22 protein-coding genes are annotated in these 21335 nt (G+C 32.8%); 15 read left to right on the forward strand and 7 right to left on the reverse strand.

The genetic code is table 11. From position 1 onward, the window contains the following. Nucleotides 1-225 precede the first annotated feature (225 nt). The 4 genes from Q1A01_RS19345 to Q1A01_RS19360 are packed head-to-tail and all read right to left on the reverse strand — an operon-like array spanning nt 226 to nt 3115. The gene (locus Q1A01_RS19345; protein WP_299684155.1) at nt 226-999 is read right to left on the reverse strand and encodes a CPBP family glutamic-type intramembrane protease; all 774 of its coding nucleotides are present in this window, start codon (nt 997-999) and stop codon (nt 226-228) included. Nucleotides 1000-1058: 59 nt separating this feature from the next. Beyond that, nucleotides 1059-1589 (reverse strand): Crp/Fnr family transcriptional regulator, encoded by a 531-nt coding sequence (locus Q1A01_RS19350; RefSeq protein WP_299684157.1) that lies wholly within the window; start codon nt 1587-1589, stop codon nt 1059-1061. An 18-nt stretch (nt 1590-1607) separates the two neighbouring features. Continuing rightward, the gene (locus Q1A01_RS19355) at nt 1608-2684 is read right to left on the reverse strand and encodes a DUF3810 domain-containing protein (RefSeq protein WP_299684159.1); all 1077 of its coding nucleotides are present in this window, start codon (nt 2682-2684) and stop codon (nt 1608-1610) included. Nucleotides 2685-2728: 44 nt separating this feature from the next. Beyond that, on the reverse strand, nt 2729-3115 hold the full coding sequence (locus Q1A01_RS19360; RefSeq protein ID WP_299684161.1) for a transcriptional repressor: 387 nt from the start codon (nt 3113-3115) through the stop codon (nt 2729-2731). Nucleotides 3116-3245: 130 nt separating this feature from the next. On the opposite strand from Q1A01_RS19360, the gene Q1A01_RS19365 reads away from it, so the two are divergent. The 6 genes from Q1A01_RS19365 (at nt 3246) to Q1A01_RS19390 (ending at nt 9275) form a co-directional block, all read left to right on the forward strand. Further along, nucleotides 3246-3632, forward strand: a complete 387-nt coding sequence (locus Q1A01_RS19365) for a MerC domain-containing protein (RefSeq protein WP_299684163.1) — start codon at nt 3246-3248, stop codon at nt 3630-3632. Between the two features lie 362 nt (nt 3633-3994). Next, a complete protein-coding gene (locus Q1A01_RS19370) occupies nt 3995-4735 on the forward strand; it encodes an HNH endonuclease signature motif containing protein (RefSeq protein ID WP_299684165.1) in 741 nt (246 codons plus the stop codon). A gap of 27 nt (nt 4736-4762) precedes the next feature. Next, on the forward strand, nt 4763-5356 hold the full coding sequence (locus tag Q1A01_RS19375; RefSeq protein ID WP_299684167.1) for a hypothetical protein: 594 nt from the start codon (nt 4763-4765) through the stop codon (nt 5354-5356). A 126-nt stretch (nt 5357-5482) separates the two neighbouring features. Then, entirely contained in the window at nt 5483-6274 is a 792-nt protein-coding gene (locus Q1A01_RS19380) for a methyltransferase domain-containing protein (protein ID WP_299684169.1), read from the forward strand. A 222-nt stretch (nt 6275-6496) separates the two neighbouring features. Further along, entirely contained in the window at nt 6497-7711 is a 1215-nt protein-coding gene (locus Q1A01_RS19385) for a hypothetical protein (protein WP_299684171.1), read from the forward strand. A 100-nt stretch (nt 7712-7811) separates the two neighbouring features. Then, nucleotides 7812-9275 carry a sodium:solute symporter gene (locus Q1A01_RS19390; RefSeq protein ID WP_299684173.1) on the forward strand — a complete coding sequence of 488 codons (1464 nt, stop codon included), beginning with the start codon at nt 7812-7814 and terminating at the stop codon, nt 9273-9275. Here Q1A01_RS19390 and Q1A01_RS19395 read toward each other — a convergent pair. The 3 genes from Q1A01_RS19395 to Q1A01_RS19405 form a co-directional block, all read right to left on the reverse strand. Beyond that, nucleotides 9246-9629: a CoA-binding protein gene (locus Q1A01_RS19395; protein ID WP_299684245.1), complete on the reverse strand. Its 384-nt coding sequence runs from the start codon at nt 9627-9629 to the stop codon at nt 9246-9248. The genes Q1A01_RS19390 and Q1A01_RS19395 overlap by 30 nt on opposite strands. An 830-nt stretch (nt 9630-10459) precedes the next feature. After that, nucleotides 10460-11083, reverse strand: coding sequence for a trimeric intracellular cation channel family protein (locus Q1A01_RS19400; protein ID WP_299684175.1), 624 nt, complete (start codon nt 11081-11083; stop codon nt 10460-10462). Continuing rightward, on the reverse strand, nt 11083-11805 hold the full coding sequence (locus Q1A01_RS19405; RefSeq protein ID WP_299684177.1) for an RDD family protein: 723 nt from the start codon (nt 11803-11805) through the stop codon (nt 11083-11085). Before Q1A01_RS19405 ends, Q1A01_RS19400 begins: the two co-directional genes overlap by 1 nt. A gap of 36 nt (nt 11806-11841) precedes the next feature. On the opposite strand from Q1A01_RS19405, the gene Q1A01_RS19410 reads away from it, so the two are divergent. From Q1A01_RS19410 to Q1A01_RS19450, 9 genes are all read left to right on the forward strand, one after another. Beyond that, nucleotides 11842-12843, forward strand: a complete 1002-nt coding sequence (locus Q1A01_RS19410) for a stage II sporulation protein M (RefSeq protein ID WP_299684179.1) — start codon at nt 11842-11844, stop codon at nt 12841-12843. Next, on the forward strand, nt 12840-13763 hold the full coding sequence (locus tag Q1A01_RS19415; RefSeq protein ID WP_299684181.1) for a hypothetical protein: 924 nt from the start codon (nt 12840-12842) through the stop codon (nt 13761-13763). Before Q1A01_RS19410 ends, Q1A01_RS19415 begins: the two co-directional genes overlap by 4 nt. Beyond that, nucleotides 13763-14548, forward strand: a complete 786-nt coding sequence (locus tag Q1A01_RS19420; protein ID WP_299684183.1) for a DUF4129 domain-containing protein — start codon at nt 13763-13765, stop codon at nt 14546-14548. Before Q1A01_RS19415 ends, Q1A01_RS19420 begins: the two co-directional genes overlap by 1 nt. Further along, complete coding sequence (locus Q1A01_RS19425; protein ID WP_299684185.1) at nt 14545-15759, forward strand: DUF4350 domain-containing protein; 1215 nt, start codon at nt 14545-14547, stop codon at nt 15757-15759. Before Q1A01_RS19420 ends, Q1A01_RS19425 begins: the two co-directional genes overlap by 4 nt. Nucleotide 15760: 1 nt before the next feature. Further along, nucleotides 15761-16852, forward strand: coding sequence for a MoxR family ATPase (locus Q1A01_RS19430; RefSeq protein ID WP_299684187.1), 1092 nt, complete (start codon nt 15761-15763; stop codon nt 16850-16852). Between the two features lies 1 nt (nt 16853). After that, nucleotides 16854-18194 (forward strand): DUF58 domain-containing protein, encoded by a 1341-nt coding sequence (locus Q1A01_RS19435; protein ID WP_299684189.1) that lies wholly within the window; start codon nt 16854-16856, stop codon nt 18192-18194. Between the two features lie 100 nt (nt 18195-18294). Beyond that, nucleotides 18295-19404, forward strand: coding sequence for a hypothetical protein (locus Q1A01_RS19440; RefSeq protein WP_299684191.1), 1110 nt, complete (start codon nt 18295-18297; stop codon nt 19402-19404). A gap of 186 nt (nt 19405-19590) precedes the next feature. Beyond that, complete coding sequence (locus Q1A01_RS19445) at nt 19591-19740, forward strand: hypothetical protein (RefSeq protein ID WP_299684193.1); 150 nt, start codon at nt 19591-19593, stop codon at nt 19738-19740. 168 nt (nt 19741-19908) lie between these two features. Continuing rightward, complete coding sequence (locus Q1A01_RS19450; protein ID WP_299684195.1) at nt 19909-21333, forward strand: hypothetical protein; 1425 nt, start codon at nt 19909-19911, stop codon at nt 21331-21333. Nucleotides 21334-21335: the final 2 nt, after the last annotated feature.

A 21335-nucleotide genomic window follows, 5' to 3' on the forward strand; every position in this document is an offset into this window, starting at 1 on the left:
AAAACTACCGCCTTGCTTTTGTATTTCTCCTACTTCTAAAATTACGGCTACGTTTAGTGATGTAACTAACTAATGTCATCCCTACAGCAACTAAAATAACGGCAATAAATATCTCGTATGCTTCGCTTGGTAAATTCATTGTATTAAGATACGAAAAATAGTTGATATGATCCTGAACATGAATTTTGACTGCTGACTAAATGCTAGCGTATAATTATGGTTTTGTTATTCTTTATTAAGTGTTCCCGTATTTTCTTTTTCCCATTTCTTGACAATTACAAACCATATAGCTATTGAAATACTTAAAATTAACAACTTCTCCGATATAGTAATCCCATCTCTGATAAAACCATTAAACATCATTATTTGAATAATTAGATGAAAACAAGCACTTGCCAATATCGATTTTGTAGATGTGGCTACTTGACCAATTCCCCAACTTCCAAAAATCATCATAGATAAAGCAAAAATATTATTTTGAACAGTTGCCCCTTTCTCCAGAAAAGTTAAATGCCATAGGTACCATAAACACCCTATAATAACATATTTTTGCCACGCTTTTAGTGTCTTTAATTCTTCGTGCAGATATCCTCGCCAGCCATACTCTTCCATAATACAATACAGTAATGTACCAATAATTGCTATAAATCCGTAAAAGTGTATATTTAATTCAAATTTATTTTTTACTCCAATTACAGTTAAGAAGATTATTGGTATTACTGCCATTAGTAGACTCTTTGATATTGACGTTCCCAAAAGAGTCATGTCTGTTTTCCTTTCTTTTTTAAGAAATGATATAGCTATCAAAGCGCCTATAATCACACCGCTCCCTCCAAGTAATATCCTAGTTAAGATGGTCATCCAGCTAGGTATTCCTTCTATTTCTAAATCTAATTCAAAAATATTAAACCTAAAAACATTAGAGATTACCGTAGCAATCACCATAAATACAAGTATTCTTTTCCAACTAATTCTACTATACATACGTAAACCTTTCATATAATTTTATACAAAATTGAATCTTTTAAACTTCAATTCTATTTACAAATGATAAGAAATCAATGTTTTGCTATCTTATTTCTTATTCGACTAAGACTTACAGGTGTTACTCCTAAATAAGATGCTACGTATTTTAATGGAATTCGTTGTAAGAGATTTGGATATGTCTCAATAAATTCGAGATACCGTTCTTCGGCGGTTTTTGTAATTAAAGAAAATGCTCTTTGACTTCCTTTTATATAAAGCTGTTCTGCTATTTTTCGTCCTTTTTCTTGATGATATGCAGATAGGGAATATCCTACTTGAAGAGATTCAAAATCAATACGCTCAATGGTAGTGTCTTCTAAAGCAACAACCTGATACTGCGACGATTTTCTTGTTAAAAATGAAACATACGAACTAAAAAAAGAGTTTTCAATACTAAACCCAATACATATTTCATTCCCATTATGATAGGTGATAATGACTACACTACCCTTAATTATGAAAGAAAGATAATTTTCAACTTCTCCCATTTCAAGAATTATTTCCTTTTTTTTAATTTCTAGGATTGTAGAAGCCTCACCAAATATTTTAGTATGATTATTCATAATAAAAAGGATACATTCTCATATAGCCTCTGGAAAAGACTTATTATAATTTACTAATAAAGCCACCATATAGCTATAGCTTTTAATTCCTGCTGGTTGATTATTGGCTTTAAGGTAATTACTATAAAATAATTTAAACACAGGCTCTAGTGGATTGTCCATTTCGTCCCAAAATTCCCTAGCTTCTTTATAATTTTTAAAAATACCCGGATGTATTTGATCCCGTAATTCTTCTGCTAGCTCGCTATCGCGGCGAAAAACATCATTGAAGCAATACCTTAAGGCAAAGATACTTCCAGCATATTGAAAGTAGATATCCTCATTATTAATACTTGCCAAAACTCCTATAAAATTAGCTTCATTTTCTTTGGCATATCCCAATTGGTGTGCTTGCTCATGACAACTAATGACCGCATGCCTATAATTAGGTACAAGACCATTGATTTGTGCTTCGTTGGTAATCGGATTTAAATACCCGCTATAGCCCATTACCGAAAGTGGGTAACTCAATAATGAGACTTTGATACTTTTAGGTGGATAGTCTAGTTTAGGAAATTGAGATTGTAACGCAGCATATCCCTGTACTGTTTGATCAAAAATCTCCGATTGTGATAAAGGCACGGTTACTTTTAGAGTATCATTGGCTGCGAGCTGACGATGAAGTGCATTGCTTTTTGCGATGAGTTTCTGGGTGAGCACTACTAATTCTTCCGTAGTATATTCATTCTCTATTCCTAAGGATTCGTGTAACGGAAGTCGGTAATAATTCATTCCCCACAACAAATGAAATGCTCCGTATACAATAGAGGCTATAGCAAGTGAGCGTACAGCAAAAGACTTCCACGCACGGAAACGTCTTTTAAATAGAAGTATAATCTCTCTCAATATGATCATAATTAAAGCAGTATACATCACATCGCCAAACGAAAATGGCAACCACCCAAAGACATATCGAAACCCTTTTGAAATGATAGGATACAATCCGTTACTATAATACGTTTCTATAAAATCTGGAAATAATGCGAGGATACGCACCACAATCATTTGAATAAATAAGAAGAGACCAATAATAAGGAGCGTTCGATTTTTTTTCATTGTGATAAAAATAGGGAAAATAGACTTTAGATCAAGATCAAAAATTAGGAGCTACCAATACATCTATTGCATATGCCTTGAAGTAAGATCTGAGAACTAAAAACTTCACGATTAGATATTTTAGGTATATGAACTTCTACTGGTAAACAATCAACATTACCGCAATCCATACATTGAAAATGAGGATGGGTATCTAAATGACCATTAGCAGAGCAACCATTACATTTTGCATACCATTTAATACCTTTTATATCCAGAAAAGAATGAAGAATACCATCATCTTCTAACTTATCTAACACACGATAAACAGTTGTTTTATTGAACTGTGAGTTAAAACGTTTTATTAATTCTATAGCAGATATTGCTCCAGAATTATTTTGAAATTCATTTAATAACGCTTCAACAGATTTTGTTTTTCTAACAATTCCCATATTACAAATTTATTACAACTTAGTTGCAATAACAAATCATATAATTATATTTGCAACTCAGTTGTATTAATAACATCATGTTGTTTTAATACATACACTTTTTAAAATATCAATGAAAGAAATAAATAGCATGAGAATAAAAAACAATACTCTAGATATTATCGCATTAACGAGTTCTTTAATATGCGCTATACATTGCGTAACTATTCCTATACTACTTTCTTTTTCTTCATTAAGTAATTTATATTTTTTAGAAAATCCATACATAGAATGGTCATTTATCACTGTTGGAATTGTATTTGTCTTTATTTCTCTTTGGCCTAGCTACACAAGAAATCATCATAAAATAAAACCACTCCTTTTTGCTTCATTAGGTTTTACTCTAATAGCAGTAGGAAGGCTTGAATTTACAGCGTTATGGGAAATTAGTAATACCGTTATTGGTGCTTTACTAGTATCTCTAGCTCATTATTTCAATTGGAGTCTCTTAAGAACTTTATATCATCATAAACATTAGATGTATACACCTATAAAATGATAAACACCATCTGCATTTGCGTTTATAAAAATTAAACTTTGGAAAATCAATTGTTTACACAAAAAGATCCATGACCTATAGCGAGGTAAAAAACACTTCACAATTTTCTTTTTACGCTTTCGCGAAAGCATACGATTATCTGTTATCTTCTTTGGAGTCTTTACGACTCTTGAGGCAATTACACTTCTTGACAATTGATGCACTTCAGGTAATCATACATAAACGTTTATAACGGTTACACAACTATGACGTGATACCTAAAAATAGCTATAAATGTGAATGTTATATTTTTTATAGTATTTTAGGTGATGATATAAAGTAGTTGTGAGTAATTAGAAAAAATGGCATTTACAGAAAAAGTAAAATATGTAATCAGAAAAAAAGCACTTCAAAGATGCTGTATCTGCCATAATATTGGAGTGGAAATTCATCATATAATTCCTCAAGCTGAAAATGGTCCTGATACGTTAGAAAATGGAGCGCCACTTTGTCCTAGTTGTCACGAAACATACGGAGCTAATAAGACAAAAAGAAAATTCATTAAAGAAGCCAGAGACATCTGGTATGAAATCTGTGAAAAAAGATATTCATATTCTGAAAAAAGATTCGATAATATAGAAAGTACATTATCTGATATTAAAGCAATACTTTCCAAAAATTTTAATTTTAATGAGACAATAATAAGCCAAAAAAAATATTTGACTTTTGGAGAGATTGTTGCCTTTTATCATAACCAAACTGATGCTAATGAAATAGGCTTTAAAGTTTGTTATGAGCTGATATTCTCGACTTTTGGAGATGAAAATAACAAAGAAGATATGTTATTCAACGAATTCAGAGATGTATTTGTTGAAATATTTGGAATTTTGCTAGCTGAAAAAGTAGTTAACTATTCTGTGAAATCAAGTAAAATAGACTGGAATAAAGGTTTTACAGAACCTGAACTTAATTCAATATTTAATGTTTGCTACATAAATATGTTAATACTTTTTATGCAATTGGACAATGATTCTGAAATAGAAAAGTTAGGAGCAACGTTAACCGAAGATAATAATGATTTATTATATTCTATCATAAAATAACTACCCACAACACGGTGTATAAAACATTTGAAGAAAAAATTGAACATATCGAAATTACTAACAAATCTGACCCTTATTTTGATTTGCGGAATGAGTTACGGACAAATTGAAATAAGAGGAAAAGTGATATCCGAATATACTAAAGAGCCAATTCGGATTGGTTACGAAATTAAACCAAACATAGAAAAACATCCTACTAGTTATTCAAGTGAAGATGGCTCATATCTGATAGAATATTTAGAACCGAACAAAGAATACGAAATAGTATTGTTAGTTTATGGTTACGAAAAGCCTCTAAAATACATCGTTAAAACTAATAACGGAATAACCTATAAAGATTTTCTAATTGAGCCAAATTGCAATTGGAAAACAAAAGCTCAAAATGATTGGGATACCTCAAAGGCTCAATTTTTACTTTTCGGTTCAATAGCACCAATTATGAATACTAAAGCTGATGATAGTTTTGAGAAAAAATATGGAATTGAATATTTTGATTTTGGATGCCAACCGCCAACTTTTGAGTGCATAATTATGTATAATGAAAAGATAGCAGAATTGATGGATAAAAAGTACGGAAAAACGTGGCGAGATAAAGCCAGAAAAGACATAATTGGGTTATGAAAAAACGTTTTACAACAACGTATATAACTCACAGTTAATTACTTGCTCAACCGAAGTTAAGGCATAATTGTAAGTCCGCCAAATTTTTAAATTTGACAATTTCCATTAAAAAAGATAAACAGTAAAATGACCCACACAACAACAAAATGGAAGCCAGATCTCTACAATGAAAAACATGCATTTGTGTATCATTATGGAGAACATCTTATAAAACTACTTGATCCCAAAAAGGACGAAAGAATTTTAGATTTAGGGTGTGGTTCTGGGCAATTGACATTTCAAATAAATGAATTTGCAAAAGAAACCATTGGGATAGATCAATCTGCCGAAATGATTGCTGATGCCAAATCAAAATTTCCTTCTATTGAATTTCAAGTAGGAGATGCAAGTCATTTCAAATTCGATAAAAAATTTGATTCTATTTTTTCAAACGCTACGCTTCATTGGGTAAAAGAGCACAAAAATGCTATACAATGTATGTATGAAAATTTGAATCCAAATGGTAAAATTGTTGTAGAGTTTGGAGGCAAAGGAAATGTACAAACCATAGTGAACCAATTGCGAAACTCTTTAGCAGATAGAGGTTACACAAAACAATCACATCTAGATCTATGGTACTTCCCTTCGATTGGAAAATATACAACCGAGCTAGAAACAGTCGGTTTTAGAGTCGTTCAGGCAGCACATTATGACAGACCTTCCGAACTTGCCGATGAGCATTCTGGGATAAAAGATTGGATATCTATGTTCGCCGAGCGCTTTTTTATAGGAGTTACCAAACAACACATAGAAGATATTAAGAATGAGGTGCAGGAAAAAGTAAAAGAAAAATGCCTCATCAAAGGAAAATGGTACGCTGACTATAAAAGAATTAGAATCGTGGCATTGAAAGAAATGTCTGCGATTAATACATTATAATTTATTGCTAGTTACTTTTGCGTACTATTGTTTTTAGGAAAACAAATCTTTCTACATCTATTCTTATCAATAGTTAGAATAAAACATCATCAAATTCATCCCTAACACTACGTAAATAGCCCAAAAACTACAATTCCAACACAAAAACTTCACCTTAGTCACTCTCATTTTTATGTGCTGTTTTTATCCCTTCTCTTTGTTGAGAATTTAAAAACAAGACAAATGAAAACACGTATATTATTGACTATTGCAAGCACTATTATTTTTCTTACGAGTTGTGCATCTGGAAAATATGTAAACTATCTAAAGGATCATACCGAAGTGGTTCAAATGACCGATTCTTTACAATTTAATTCTCTAGACAATGATTTCTATAGCAACAAACTCTTTTTGGTTGGAGAAGTTCACGAAGTTGCTACTTCGCCAAGAATTGACTTTGCCATGTTTACACAACTACATGACAAAATAAACATAGATACCTACTTGGCTGAAATGGATCTCGCACAAGGGTATTATTTGCAAAAATATATAGAAGGCTCTGATGAACTTACGTTAAAGGAAATACTTAACAAATGGTCTGTAGGCATTGGAAGTATCTCTCAACAGTACAGAAACAAATGGAAACAAATGAGAGCTTACTACACTACATTATCTGATGACAAAAAATTTGAACTTATCGGAATAGATAGAGTCAATGACTTTGGTTTAGTGAGAAAACTACTAAAAGAAAAATTACCTCAAAAATATCATGAAGAAATCCCTGTAGATACCGATGCGCTTATTGCTTGGTCAAAAAATACATTGAATATCATGTTAACTTCAGAACAATCGGAATTTAAATCAGAAGACTTGAAGTTACTTAAAGACGTACAGTTTAATCTATCAAATCTTTCAGAAATCAGATCTAGAGATAAATTCATGCATGAAAACTTTAAGAGATACTATGCTAAGCATCAAGAAAACAATCCTACGGTGTATGGAAACTTTGGATTTGCACACACCTTACAAGCCTATAAGTATACATTTGCAGGAAGAATGAAAACTGATACGACAATGCCATATCATAAAAAAATGATTAGCATGAATGCTTTGTATGTAGATTCTAGATTAACTGTTGAAAGTAATCACCTACCTATGTTTATGCAGGATAAAGGCAAAAAATTTACCCGATTCAAATATTCTCAAGACAACAGGCTATTTATGTACATTCAAGGAATCGCCGATTACAAAAAAGTCACTGAATCAAACACAATCAGTTTAATGAAACTCAATGCAAAAGGATCACCCTATTTAAATTCTACCAGAGGCACAAAAGTGAAGAAATTAATAACCATTTGGGATGCCTATGATATTATTGAAGGAACATCAACAACAGACTATGCACAATATATCTTCTTTGTGAGAAATGCCGATTGGATTCAACCAGACGAGCTATAGCAACAGTATTTATAAGTAGAAAAGACATACGTTAATCCATTATTTAATTAGAAAGTTAACACCCAAAAAACCTATATTAGCATAGAACAAATTAGAGTGTATGCAACCGTATCAAATCTTACTTCTCATTGCTGGTTACTTTGGTGTACTGATGGGTATTAGTTACCTCACTGGAAAAAGCGGATCTAATGCAGATTTTTTCAAAGCTGGAAAACAATCTCCTTGGTATCTTGTTGCTTTTGGAATGATTGGAGCATCCCTTTCTGGTGTAACCTTTATATCAGTACCCGGCTGGATAGAAGCATCGAGCTTTAGTTACTTTCAAGTTGTATTAGGATATACCGTTGGATATGCCGTCATAGGATTGGTGCTACTACCACTCTACTACAAACTCAACTTAACGTCTATTTACACCTACTTAGAAAGCAGATTTGGAAATGCCTCCTATAAAACAGGTGCTTCCTTCTTTTTATTGAGTCGTATTATAGGTGCTAGTTTCAGACTCTATCTCGTCGCTAATGTATTACAACTCTTAGTCTTTGATAAAATGTCCTTTTTTGGAGATGAAGGTGTTCCATTTTGGGTAACTGTAACTATTACTATTTTATTAATCTGGTTATATACATTCAAGGCAGGAATTAAAACGATTGTATGGACAGATACACTCCAAACCCTATTTATGCTCGTCGCTGTAGGCGTAGCTATTTACTATGTTTCAGAAAAAATGGGACTTTCGGGAGGAGAGCTTATGAGCTTTGTTTCTGATAGTGATCTATCGCAAGTCTTCTTTTTTGACGATTGGAAAAGTGGCGATTACTTCTTTAAACAGTTTTTTTCTGGAGCCTTTATTGCCATTGTAATGACAGGATTGGATCAAGATATGATGCAGAAAAATTTAACCTGTCGCAATCTCAAAGATGCTCAAAAGAATGTGTTTTGGTTTACGATTGTATTGACCATTGTAAATATGGTGTTCTTAGTATTAGGTGTATTATTGACCGTGTATGCTACACAAAATGGTATTGATGCCCATAAAGATCAGTTGTTTCCAACTATTGCGGTCGAAAGTGGTTTAGGAGTGGGTCTAGCAATTGTATTCTTATTAGGACTCATTGCTGCTGCCTATTCTAGTGCCGATAGTGCATTAACCTCCCTTACGACATCTTTCAGTATAGATATACTAGACATTGAAAAGAAACACGATGCAAAAGCACAAGTACGCATTCGTAAACGCATTCACATACTAATGTCTATTATTTTAGTAGTTGTTATCATTATTTTTAAATACGTAATCGCAGATGATAGTGTCATTGCAAAACTTTTCACCTTTGCAGGATACACATATGGCCCATTACTTGGCTTATATGCTTTTGGACTCTTTACCTCATGGAAAGTAAAAGATGCGATTGTTCCTGCAATTGCCATTGCGTCTCCTATCCTTGCCTATGTGATTAGTTATCTCTGTAAAGAATATGCAGGATTTGATTTCGGATTCTTTATCCTTATTCTCAACGGAGCACTTACCTTTTTAGGTTTAGTATTGATTCGTACCCAAAAGAACTAACGTACACGCCACTTCAAAACTGATATTATTCTCTTTAAGAAGTTGATAAAACTCAGGATTCTCTGTTCCCGGATTAAAGATCACACGTTTTGGTTGTAATGATACCACATAATCCATGTACTGATGTTGGTGTTTGGGACCTATGTATAAGGTAACCGTATCAATTTTATTTTTATGGGTTTCCGCTTTCGCGAAAGCGGACTCAAACGTCATCACCTCTTGACCATCTATAGTGCCCGATCGCAGTCCTACCGCAATCACAGGATGATTATATTTTAGTAAACGTTGTACCGCAAGATGCGAATATCTAATAGATTTTAGGGAAGCTCCAAGAACGAGCGTAGGTTTCATTATCATAAAACAAAGTTAAAAAATTAAAACACTGTAACAGTATAGAAAATTAGTCGTCTATAGAGTATAAAGTTAACTTTATTGGTTAGACATCTTTTAATTCGTTTTGATGGTTAGTGTTAATTAGAAGTACTGTCTACCACAAAATCCCAGGGTTCCGGACTCTGGGATTTTATTTTTTAAGCTATTTCTCTAACATAGCTTTATGATATATAGACGTTGTGGGTTAAATAATTGTTAATCCTCACATTAAAATAAAACTTTGAGCAATTAATTGCGTCTATATAAATAACAGACAATATTATAGGAACAAATATTATAAGTTAGTTAGAAATGGTGAGACACCTTTTAATTCGTTTTGATGGTTAGTGTTAATTAAAAGAATGGTCCACCACAAAATCCCAGAGTCTGAAAACTCTGGGATTTTATATTTTAAATATTGACTAACAAGCGGATAAGCTTAAGGTAGGTTAAATAATTGTTAATCTTCTTAACAAACTGAAATTTTGGCGAAGTAATTGCGTCTATAATAGTAACAATCAAAAATTGCTGAAAAAGATTTTTATAAATTATTTGAATTAGCCTTCTTGAATTATAAAAAATCACTCAAAATATACTTGATTGAATTAAGCGAAAAAAAAGCTCTCTATACCAAGAGAGCTTTTTTTATGCACCTACTGTCCATAAATCATAAGTTATAAAATAAAAGGCATCTAAATAGTAAAATAGATATTAATTACTTAATTCTAAAGATACTGTATACGTTGTAAAGTTTCGCTCTCCTGATGATCGTGAACCTCACAAGTTCGCTTTCGCGAAAGCGTACGTATTAATTATGAAGAGGGTATTTCTTTTTTATAGAGTCTTGGTAATTTCCATTTAAAAACGACTGCAAGAATACGGATACTGATAATCACAGATCCTGAAATAATCATTGCTATTGTTTGAGAAAATTCAAATTGAATCAGTAGTAAATAAATAACTGCTCCAACAATACAAGCTGTTGCATATATTTCTTTGTGGAAAATAATAGGAATTTCATTACATAAAATATCACGTAAAACACCTCCAAAGCAAGCAGATACCGTTCCTAATATGACACAAATAAGAGGATCTAATCCAAACGCTAAACTTACTTGTACTCCTGTAATGGTATACAATCCTATCCCAATGGTGTCAAATAAAAATAAGGAGCGCCTAAAGTATTTTAGTTTACTTCTAAATACTACAGCAAATACAGCTGTAATAAAGATTACCGTAGGAAATATTTGATCTTGCATCCAAGTAACGGGTGTTTTACCTATGAGTACATCTCGTAAAGTCCCTCCTCCTATAGAAGTAATTAACGCAATAATAAGGATTCCAAAAGCATCCATACGCTTATTCATTGCTGTTAAAACACCGGATATAGCAAATGCTATCGTTCCTAAAATATCAATAAGCGTAATGACATCCATTATTGCTGTGTGTAATAGTTGTAATCTTTAATCACGCGATCTACAAATTCAATATTTGTTTCGTCAGGATCTACATTCATTTTGTCTTTTAATCGCTGAGATAGCATGATGATCACATTATGATTGCTATTACGTTTTGCGTCTGTAAACACTGTTTTGATTGTCTGTACATCTTGATCTGTAAAAACAGTAACTTGTGGATATGTAGGCACATAGTCGTCTGGTATGATCTCTAACAAACTTTGAGATAGGTTTACTCTTTTTTTCTCACTTATGACAGTAGTTCTCGCTGCTCGATCTCCTAATCGTTGTCCTTTCTCACTTAATAATATACTAATAACGGCAATACCTCCAGTAGCAATAAGAATATCTATTGTACGCATCATCCAGCGTATAAGAAAGCTACCAAAGCCAGGTTTGGAGCCATCTAATTTTACAACACGTAATTTGACAACAGCCTTGCCGGGAGTTCTCCCATCCCAAAATGTCTCAAAGAATAAATGATATAAAAAAGGAGGTAATCCTATGATTAATGAATACGTCCATAGGTCTCTAGGGTCTAGACTATCTATATCTACATTTGAAAAAATGATGAATATAAAAATATAATATGCAGCCAAAATCAAAAAATCTATTAAGAAAGCGAGTAATCGATCTCCTATTCCTGCAACATTTTGAAAAATACTTACATTTTGAGCTGTTTCTATTTGAAAATTATCCATTTATTCTCTTTCTTTACTTTCTAATTTTTTTACTAAATGCGTGAAGCTGCTTTTATCAAGCAAAATAAGGATAAATGGTTGAAGTTTGAAAATGTTATTAATAACAAAAGTCAAATACATCCCGATGAACTCTCCAGTCTCTATATAGAAATAACAGATCACCTTAGTTATGCGCAAACGTTTTACCCTGGTAGTAAGACATTAGGCTACTTAAATTACATAGCCTCACAGTCACATCAAATTATTTATAAAAGTAAAAAAGAATCGAGCAAACGTTTTATTACTTTTTTTACAAAAGAGTTTCCATTATTAATGTATCAGTACCAAAAGCAACTACTTATTGCTTTTTTAGTATTTATGCTATTTACACTTATAGGAGCATATAGTGCCGCAAATGACGGTGCTTTTGTTAGATCTATTCTTGGAGATGGTTATGTAAACATGACCTTAGAAAACATAGAAAAAGGCGATCCGATGGGAGTTTATAAGGAACAAGGAGAATTCAATATGTTTTTAGGGATTACGATCAATAATATTCGATTTGCTTTGATCACCTATATTTTAGGAGCTTTATTTTCTATAGGAAGTCTTGTAAAGATTATGCAAACTGGGATCATGCTTGGAAGTTTTCAGTATTTCTTTTTCACAAAAGATTTAGGGTGGGAATCAGTTCGAACGATATGGATACATGGAACTATTGAGATCTCTGTTATCATCATTGCTGGTTGCGCTGGTATGGTATTAGGAAATGGCATCCTATTTCCAAGAACATATTCCCGATTAGAATCTTTTATAAAAGGCGTAAAAAACAGTTTAAAAATTATAGCCAGTACAATTCCATTTTTTATTATCGCTGGTTTCTTAGAAGGATATGTAACAAGACATACCGAAATGCCAGATTGGCTAGCAGTACTTATCATAGGAGGATCACTCGCGTTAATTGTTTTCTATTATGTAATCTACCCTAGACAATTACATAAAAAACAACAACTTAACTACATACACACCCCAAAAACACCAACACTAGAAGAAGAATGATTCCATCTAATAATTATATAGAGTTCAAACGTAAAAGGGAAATGGGCGATATTATTGCCGATACTTTTAAGTTTTTACGTAGAAATTCTAAAGCAGTTTTTACAATTCTTGCTAAAACAGCTGGTATTCCATTTGTCATATTTGTAATCGCTCAAGGGTATTATACTTATATTTCTTTTTCTTCATTGTACATTGTAACTGATGGTTCTTTTGGGCAATTTGAATCAATAACAATGATTATAAGTGTCATATTTATCTTTGCAAGCTTACTTTTCTATTATTCATTACTATTCACAGGCATTTCATGTACTATAAAATCATATATAGATAACAAAGGAGTGATTAATGAAACCGAGGTTATACATGCTATACGCAGTAAAATTGGAGGTTCCTTATTAGCAGGAATTGCTAAAACTTTCATTTTAGGACTTGCCACTATGGTTTGTTTTTTACCTGTTATCTACTTTGCAGTTCCTTTATACATATTCTTTGCTGTGTACATTTTTGAAAATAGAAAAGTATCTGATGCCCTTGGTAAATCATTTGATATAATTAAAGAAGAGTATTGGATGACACTTTTTACAATGATTGTGATTGGAATTATCTATTGCATTGCTACTCTTGTTTTTAGTGTACCTTCAATGATTTATGTATGGATTCAAACATTTACATCTTTACAAGAAATATCATATACAGATACTGAAGGTTCTGTAGATATGGTTACTGTTATTCTTACCACTGTTGCGAGCGCAGCCAGGCATTTATTATATGTTATTATTCCTATAGGAGCTTCTTTTGTGTATTATAATATTAATGAGCGCAAGCATCAGACAGGTACCTTAGAAAGGATAAATTCCATAGGCATTTCAGATGAAGATAGGAATGAATTAAATACAAATTCTAATTTCAACAGATTATAATGAAGCATAGCATTTTGTGCCTTTTTATTTTTTTCTTTTCGCTTTGCGCGAAAGATATCTATGCAGCTTCTCCTGATGTAATGAGACGTATACAAGATAGTATTCAAACAGAGATCTCTCAAGAATTACGAAAAGATACAGCTCCATTATCACCTGTCACCATTGATAAAAACAAAATACAAGAATATCAAGATGATAACGATTTTAATTATGTAGAAGAAGTATCTGAAGAAAGTACACTTTGGAACAATATTGGGCAATGGTTTCGTAATGTCCTTAGTACTATTTTTGAATGGTTTTTTGATGATGAGGAAGACGTTGTAAATGCGGTAACTTCCTTTATTAAAGCACTTCCTTACATCATTGGTGGCATATTATTGATCTTATTAATCTGGGCTTTTTCAAAAATGGATAGTGGTCAAATACTCTTTAATAAAAAAGCTTCTGGACCTCAACTTTTTATGTCTGATGATGAAGAACTGATAAAGCATGAAGATTTACAATCACTTATAGACAAAGCAATTACTGCAGGAAACTATAGACTCGCCATACGTTATTATTATTTGTTATCGCTTCAAAAGATGAGTGGTAAAGAATTAATCGATTGGCAAGTTCAAAAAACAAATCACGAATATATTTATGAAGTAAAAGATCAAAATATACGCAAACAGTTTAGGCATATCACAGATCTATATGATTACATATGGTATGGGAATTTTGAAGTAGATGCAAACTCATTTAAAAAAGCGCAATCTTCATTTATAACACTAACAAATACACTATGAGTAGTAGAGCAAAAATACTAGCGGGTGTATTATTACTATTAATAGCATCACTTATCTTTTTTGAATCTAGCAAAAAGGATCCTGTAAATTGGTATAAAAGTTATGCTCCTAAAGACAAAATTCCATATGGTACTTTTGTTTTATATAATACCCTCAAAGAAACTAGAGGTCGTCAAGATTTTAAAGAAATATCACGCCCTCCCTATGAGTTTTTAGCAGACAGTAATCATCAGCGAGGCACCTACTTTTTTGTAAATGAATATGTTACCTTTGATGACACGGAGGCCTTACAATTATTAGATTGGGTAGCGCGTGGTAATACGCTATATATAGCAGGACGCGGCATAGGAAATACTATCCTAGATACCTTATCGTTAAAGATCGATTCTTACTACCTATTAAATAATCTACAAAGACAACCATTACTAGAGTTTACACATCCCGATCTTAAAACAACAAATCCGTATCGTTTAGATCGAGACATTCAGTCGTCATATTTTGAAAAGATAGACACCCTGAATACTATTGTTTTGGGAATGTATGATTATAAGAAAGGTAATGACACGCTCTCTTTAGAAGAACCTAAAGTACATTTTATAAAACAAGCATTTCAAGAAGGAACTATTGTCATACATCTTATGCCTGAAGCATTTTCTAATTATTTTATGCTCCATGATTCAAATTATACATATACCGAAGGGGCTTTAAAATACATTCCAGAAGAAGGTGCTATTTTTTGGGACAATCATTACAAAGTTGGAAAACCTATTCAGACTTCTTCTTTACGCTATATGCTTAGTAACAGATATCTAAAATGGGCATGTTATATGCTTATTATTGGAATAATCCTTTGGGTGTTTTTTGAAGGAAAGCGTAAGCAAAGAGCAATTCCTATTATAAGGCCACTCCCTAACCAGACACTTGCCTTTACAAAAACAATAGCTGGTATGTATTATGAACAACAAGATCATAAGAGTATTGCTATACATCAAATCAATCACTTTATGGAATATATAAGAGAGCAATATCTCTTACAAACTTCAGATAGAGGGCTTGATTTTATAGAAAGGCTTGCTTCAAAATCTAATAATACACAAGCAGATACAAAAAAACTAATGGATTATATCACCTCCATTGGTCAAAAATATCCGATTACAAAAGAAGAATTATTAAAATTAAATACGCTTATAGAAGCTTTTAAAACAAAATAACATGGACGACGTAACAGGAACTGGAACACCAGAAGATGGAAAAGAAAATACACCATTACCACAAGATACTCCTTCGGCAACTCCAGAAGAAATTATAGAAGATACCACAGAGACTAAAGAAAATCTGCAGTTTACGAATAGGATTCCGTTAGAAGAGTTACGCAATGCCACAGATCAAATACGAGAAGAGCTTGCTAAAATCATTGTAGGACAATCTGAATTTATAGAACTTCTTATAGTTGCATTACTTTCTGATGGGCATGTACTTATAGAAGGTGTACCTGGAATTGCAAAAACAGTCACTGCAAAGTTATTTGCTAAAACGTTAGACACACAGTTTAGTCGTCTGCAATTTACGCCAGATTTAATGCCTAGCGACGTATTAGGAACCTCTGTACTTAATATGAAAACCAGTGATTTTGAGTTTAAAAAAGGTCCTATTTTCTCTAATATTGTTCTTATAGATGAGATTAACCGCGCTCCAGCCAAAACACAAGCGGCATTATTTGAAGTGATGGAAGAACGTCAAATTACCATTGATGGCGTACGATATCCTATGGAGCCTCCATTTATGGTGCTTGCTACACAAAACCCTGTAGAGCAAGAAGGAACATACGCACTTCCTGAAGCACAATTAGATCGTTTCTTATTTAAAATTAAAGTAGACTACCCTTCATTAGAACAAGAAGTAGCCATCTTAAAAAGTCATCATGAGCGTAAAGGAGTGATTACTAAAGATACCATAGCCGCGGTTCTTAATCCTAAGAAATTAGCAATATTCAGAGAGCAAACGCAAGCAGTAATGATTGAAGAAAAAATTCTCAATTATATCGCAGAAATTGTAACGAACTCCCGTAAACATCAACATTTATATTTAGGAGGTTCGCCACGTGCTTCACTAGCTATTATGAATGCCGCAAAAGCATTTGCTGCTATCTCAGGACGTGATTTTGTTATTCCAGAAGATATCAAACGTGCCGTTGTTCCTGTAATGCGTCATCGTATTATCCTATCTCCAGAAAGAGAGATGGAAGGCATGACACCAGAACAAGTAATTGACATGATTGTACAATCTGTAGAAATCCCTAGGTAGATTGGCACTGATACGTTTTATAAAATCTTTATTTGTACGACATAGAATTTTCTATGCGATAGCAGGTATTGCCGTTATTTATTTCATTTCAAACTGGTTTCATTTCCTGTTTCCTATTGCAAATCTCCTTTGCCTAGCACTCGCTGTTTTATTTTTTATAGACTGCTTGGTACTTTTTCGCGCAAGCAAACAAATAATAGCAAAACGTTTACTACCAGAAAAGTTCTCAAATAGTGACTTGAATGAACTTACAGTATCCATCCAAAATAACTATCCGTTTGATGTTACTGTATCTGTTATTGATGAGATTCCTATACAATTTCAGAAAAGAGATTTCGAAAAAACATTTCAGATTCCTAGAAAATCAATAAAAGAATATATATATAATTTACGACCCGTAGAACGTGGTGAGTATATATTTGGACATCTCCATATCTATGTAAGTACTCCTATTGGAATTATAAAACGTCGCTATCGTTTTGAAAAAGACCAAATGGTAAAAGTATATCCTTCTTTTATACAGATGAAGAAATATTCTTTCCTTGCATTAGACAATAGATTGACATTATATGGCATGAAAAAAATACGCCGTATCGGTCATACCATGGAGTTTGAGCAAATTAAAGATTATGTGATCGGTGATGATGTACGTACTATTAACTGGAAGGCCACTGCAAAGCGAGCAAACCTAATGGTCAATCAGTTTCAGGATGAAAAATCGCAACCTATCTATACCATTATTGATGCAAGCAGAACCATGAAAATGCCTTTTAATGGACTTACACTATTGGATTATGCGATTAATAGTACATTGGCTTTTTCAAATATTGCGCTAAAGAAAAAAGATAAAGTAGGCCTTCTTGCTTTTGCCGAAAATATAAAAAACCATGTTCCTGCCAGTAGTAAGAAAACACATCTCAACACCATCTTAGAAGTATTATATAATATTGATACAAAATTTTTAGATAGTGATTTTGGCACCTTATACACTCAAATTAAACGAAAAGTTACACAGCGCAGTTTATTGCTACTGTACACTAATTTTGAGCATATTTCTTCCTTAGAACGACAGCTTATTTATTTAAAAGCGCTTTCGCGAAAGCATGTCCTGGTGGTTATCTTTTTTCAGAACACAGAACTGGACGAGTTACTAACCAATAAGGCCGATAGTCTTGAAACCGTTTATCATAAAACCATTGCTCAAAAAACAGATTATGATAAGAAAATAATGGTAAAAACACTTGCTAAATATGGTATCCAAACCATCTTAACCAAACCTGAAGATCTTACCATTAACACTATCAATAAGTATCTAGAAATCAAAGCAAGGGGGCTTATTTAAGCTATTTTTACCATTCGTTTTTAAAAATCTTTTCAAAAAAAATACGCAACCTTTTTACCATAATTCAGATAAGTAGGTATAACAACTTATACATTGAATTATGAAAAAATCCTTAATATACTTCACAAGTCTTTTACTAATTATTAGTAGTTTTTATAGCTGCCAATCTGATGATGATACAACCCCTCCTCCTACTCCAGAAACTGAAGGAATAGAAGAAAACAGTAATCTAGAAACTATCATCCAAGAAATCGTAACCACTAATACCGATGGATGGAAAATAGTGACTGCACGTTTATCTAACACCACCGTATCTGATCTTGATATTGCAAACCTATATAATGTACAAGACGATCGATTTGAGCTTTCACAGGCAAGTGCTAGTAGTATTACAATCAAGTGGCTGGAAGCATATCAAATTAACACCAATGCTATTGATATCTCAACTGTAAAATCAGATACGTATAGAAAATCCTCTCAGTTTATGATGACTTCTTCTAGTACTGAAAATCCATACGTTTTTACAAATAGTGCAGGAGATATCACTATTACATATAATTCAGACACGTCTACACTTAGTGGTGAAATACAGTATCAAAGTGGATCAGAAACAATGGCAATTACATTAACTTCTGTGACTGCCTCTGACTTTCAAGACATTGAAACACCTTCAAATTTTGATTTGATTTTTAGTGCAAATACATCACAACCCGTAATTGGATTAAACTACTCATATGCGACCAATAGTTTATTTGCTATGGCACATAATTCACAAGAATTATCTATTTATAAATATGAAGAAAGTAGTCAGGCTACTTCAAGCATTAGTACTACTGATAATGCCATTGGAAGTGATCAGTTTGAGTTTATAAACGGTAGCCTAAAATGGGTGTCTAACTTTAGCAGCGCAGAAATAGATTATAACCTTACACAAATAACATTAGGTGACGGTATCGATTTTACGCCAGACAGTCAACATAGTACTACTGCTGAAAATAACACGATGATTGCTGTGGGAGGATATGGTGGTTATCTTTCTGATCAGATTACGACACTTTCTCCTTCAGGAACTAGTTTTCTAGAATTAGGAAATATGTCTTCAGAAAGAGCACTCGCAGATGTTACTATTGTAGATAGCGACGTATACATATTTGGCGGGTTTTATATAGATCCAACGGGTAATTTCTCATTCTATGATTCTATTTTATAACATGACTTAACCACTGGAAACCTTCTTGAAACGATTCCATTAGGGGTAGACTTAATAGATAGTTATGTTTCCAGAAAAGGAGAACTCATCTACATTGCTGGTCGAGTATTAGTAACCACTTCAAGTAATGGAAGCATTGGGGAAACAAGACGCTATTTTGGAGTATATAATACCACTACTGAAACTTTGCAAGAACTAGATATAGACAGTCAACTACCAACTGATCGTAGAATACGAGGATTTGCAATTGCCGAAGATGCGATGTACTTCGCTTTTGATGAAGTAAATACAGATACCGGATTCTGGAGAATGGACGTATACAGAGCTTCCTTATAATACAGCTCTTATCTAAAACAGCTTTCCCAATTTGATTTAAATAACGTTTTATACGCTTTCGCGAAAGCGAACTCGTGAGATCTGCGGACAGGCAGGCAAGTACACGACTGTAAGAAGAGTGAAATGTTAAAATGTACCCAACAACTATAAAATAAAACACCATACATTATGAAAAAATCATGTATTTATATCGCAAGTCTATTGATCATTATAAGTAGTTTATACAGCTGCGGAAATGATGATGACAACATTATTACGCCACCTCCTACAGTAAGTGAAACTGTAGATGTAGAAGCAATTATAGAACGACTTACAAATGGAAACTCTAAAACCTGGAAAATACGAGAAGGATTTGTCATTGTAAACAATGAAACTTCTGTAGATTTTATGGATGAATACAATGTACAAGATGACGAGTTCAGATTTACATTAGAAAACGGGAATGTCTCTTTAGTCTGGAAAAAAGGATTTAGAATGAATATCGGTGTTAATACATTTGAAGAATTCTTTTCCGATACAAATGAAGCCTCTATAACCTATCAAGTAACCATAAATCCAGATACGGGAGTCTTAAGTCTTGGCCAAAGCGGTATCACATTACAACTGGCAGAAAATGTAGATGTAGGCATTATCAATCTCATACAACCCGGTGGTCAAACAGATCTAAGTGTAAACTTAGTTCCTAAAAGTGCCGCAGATTATATTCAAATACCTACGACCTTATCAAACCCTCAAGAACTATTTAGTTTTAGTACAGGAGTTCCTAGAGTAGGTTTTAAAGTATCTCAATCACAAAATAGTCTCTACCTTACCAATAGAAATGATTTAGAGGGATTTGGAGCTCAACAAGCTTTTAAATATGATTTAAGTAACAACATTTTAACTTCTATTGACTTTTCACTACAAGATTTTGCTACTAAAAATATTGAATTTATAGAAGGAGAAGTGTTAAGTCTAGGAGGTGCTAGATTTCAAACATTAGACTATGAATTAACAGGAGTACAATCGTTTATTGAAATAGATCCATTTACGACACTTATATTTAATGGTACAGCCGCATTAGACGATACCGTTTATACGTTTGGAAATTCAAATAGTAGTGATCTAATTTCAACATGGCGTATAGGAGATGCAGGTACTCAAGTACTTGCAACAATACCTGCACCATCTGATATCGCATTTATGGATGGTGAAATTATAGATCAAGTATTATACATATTTGGAGGTTGGGATACAGATTTTATTGGTTCGGATATTTTATATACATATCATATAGATACAGGAGCGCAAAACCAAATACAACTTCCTGTGGTCATACAACAAGCATATACATCTACAGTAGAAAATCTTATATATGTCTTAGGAGTACAACCTTTTAATAACAGTCAAAATCAACATAAAGTTTTTGGAGTGTATAATACGTTAGATGGCAGTTTTCAAGAAATTAATATAGATAGCTTGAACCCTATTTTATCCAATAAAAATATAGAACAACTACAAGTTACTGGTAATAAGGCATATTTTGTAACTTCTGAAGCCTTAGAAGCACCTAATGGATATATCAATAATGTCTATGAAGCTACTTTAAATTAATA

It is taken from the genome of uncultured Dokdonia sp. (assembly GCF_947492815.1).
GTDB lineage: Bacteria > Bacteroidota > Bacteroidia > Flavobacteriales > Flavobacteriaceae > Dokdonia.

Coding starts and splice junctions, on each gene's coding strand:
- Q1A01_RS19350 (WP_299684157.1), bottom strand. CDS start 1,589: ATGAATAATCATACTAAAATATTTGGTGAGGCTTCTACAATCCTAGAA.
- Q1A01_RS19365 (WP_299684163.1), top strand. CDS start 3,246: ATGAGAATAAAAAACAATACTCTAGATATTATCGCATTAACGAGTTCT.
- Q1A01_RS19355 (WP_299684159.1), bottom strand. CDS start 2,684: ATGAAAAAAAATCGAACGCTCCTTATTATTGGTCTCTTCTTATTTATT.
- Q1A01_RS19400 (WP_299684175.1), bottom strand. CDS start 11,083: ATGGATGTCATTACGCTTATTGATATTTTAGGAACGATAGCATTTGCT.
- Q1A01_RS19390 (WP_299684173.1), top strand. CDS start 7,812: ATGCAACCGTATCAAATCTTACTTCTCATTGCTGGTTACTTTGGTGTA.
- Q1A01_RS19415 (WP_299684181.1), top strand. CDS start 12,840: ATGATTCCATCTAATAATTATATAGAGTTCAAACGTAAAAGGGAAATG.
- Q1A01_RS19385 (WP_299684171.1), top strand. CDS start 6,497: ATGAAAACACGTATATTATTGACTATTGCAAGCACTATTATTTTTCTT.
- Q1A01_RS19430 (WP_299684187.1), top strand. CDS start 15,761: ATGGACGACGTAACAGGAACTGGAACACCAGAAGATGGAAAAGAAAAT.
- Q1A01_RS19450 (WP_299684195.1), top strand. CDS start 19,909: ATGAAAAAATCATGTATTTATATCGCAAGTCTATTGATCATTATAAGT.
- Q1A01_RS19345 (WP_299684155.1), bottom strand. CDS start 999: ATGAAAGGTTTACGTATGTATAGTAGAATTAGTTGGAAAAGAATACTT.
- Q1A01_RS19370 (WP_299684165.1), top strand. CDS start 3,995: ATGGCATTTACAGAAAAAGTAAAATATGTAATCAGAAAAAAAGCACTT.
- Q1A01_RS19425 (WP_299684185.1), top strand. CDS start 14,545: ATGAGTAGTAGAGCAAAAATACTAGCGGGTGTATTATTACTATTAATA.
- Q1A01_RS19420 (WP_299684183.1), top strand. CDS start 13,763: ATGAAGCATAGCATTTTGTGCCTTTTTATTTTTTTCTTTTCGCTTTGC.
- Q1A01_RS19405 (WP_299684177.1), bottom strand. CDS start 11,805: ATGGATAATTTTCAAATAGAAACAGCTCAAAATGTAAGTATTTTTCAA.
- Q1A01_RS19440 (WP_299684191.1), top strand. CDS start 18,295: ATGAAAAAATCCTTAATATACTTCACAAGTCTTTTACTAATTATTAGT.
- Q1A01_RS19410 (WP_299684179.1), top strand. CDS start 11,842: ATGCGTGAAGCTGCTTTTATCAAGCAAAATAAGGATAAATGGTTGAAG.
- Q1A01_RS19380 (WP_299684169.1), top strand. CDS start 5,483: ATGACCCACACAACAACAAAATGGAAGCCAGATCTCTACAATGAAAAA.
- Q1A01_RS19360 (WP_299684161.1), bottom strand. CDS start 3,115: ATGGGAATTGTTAGAAAAACAAAATCTGTTGAAGCGTTATTAAATGAA.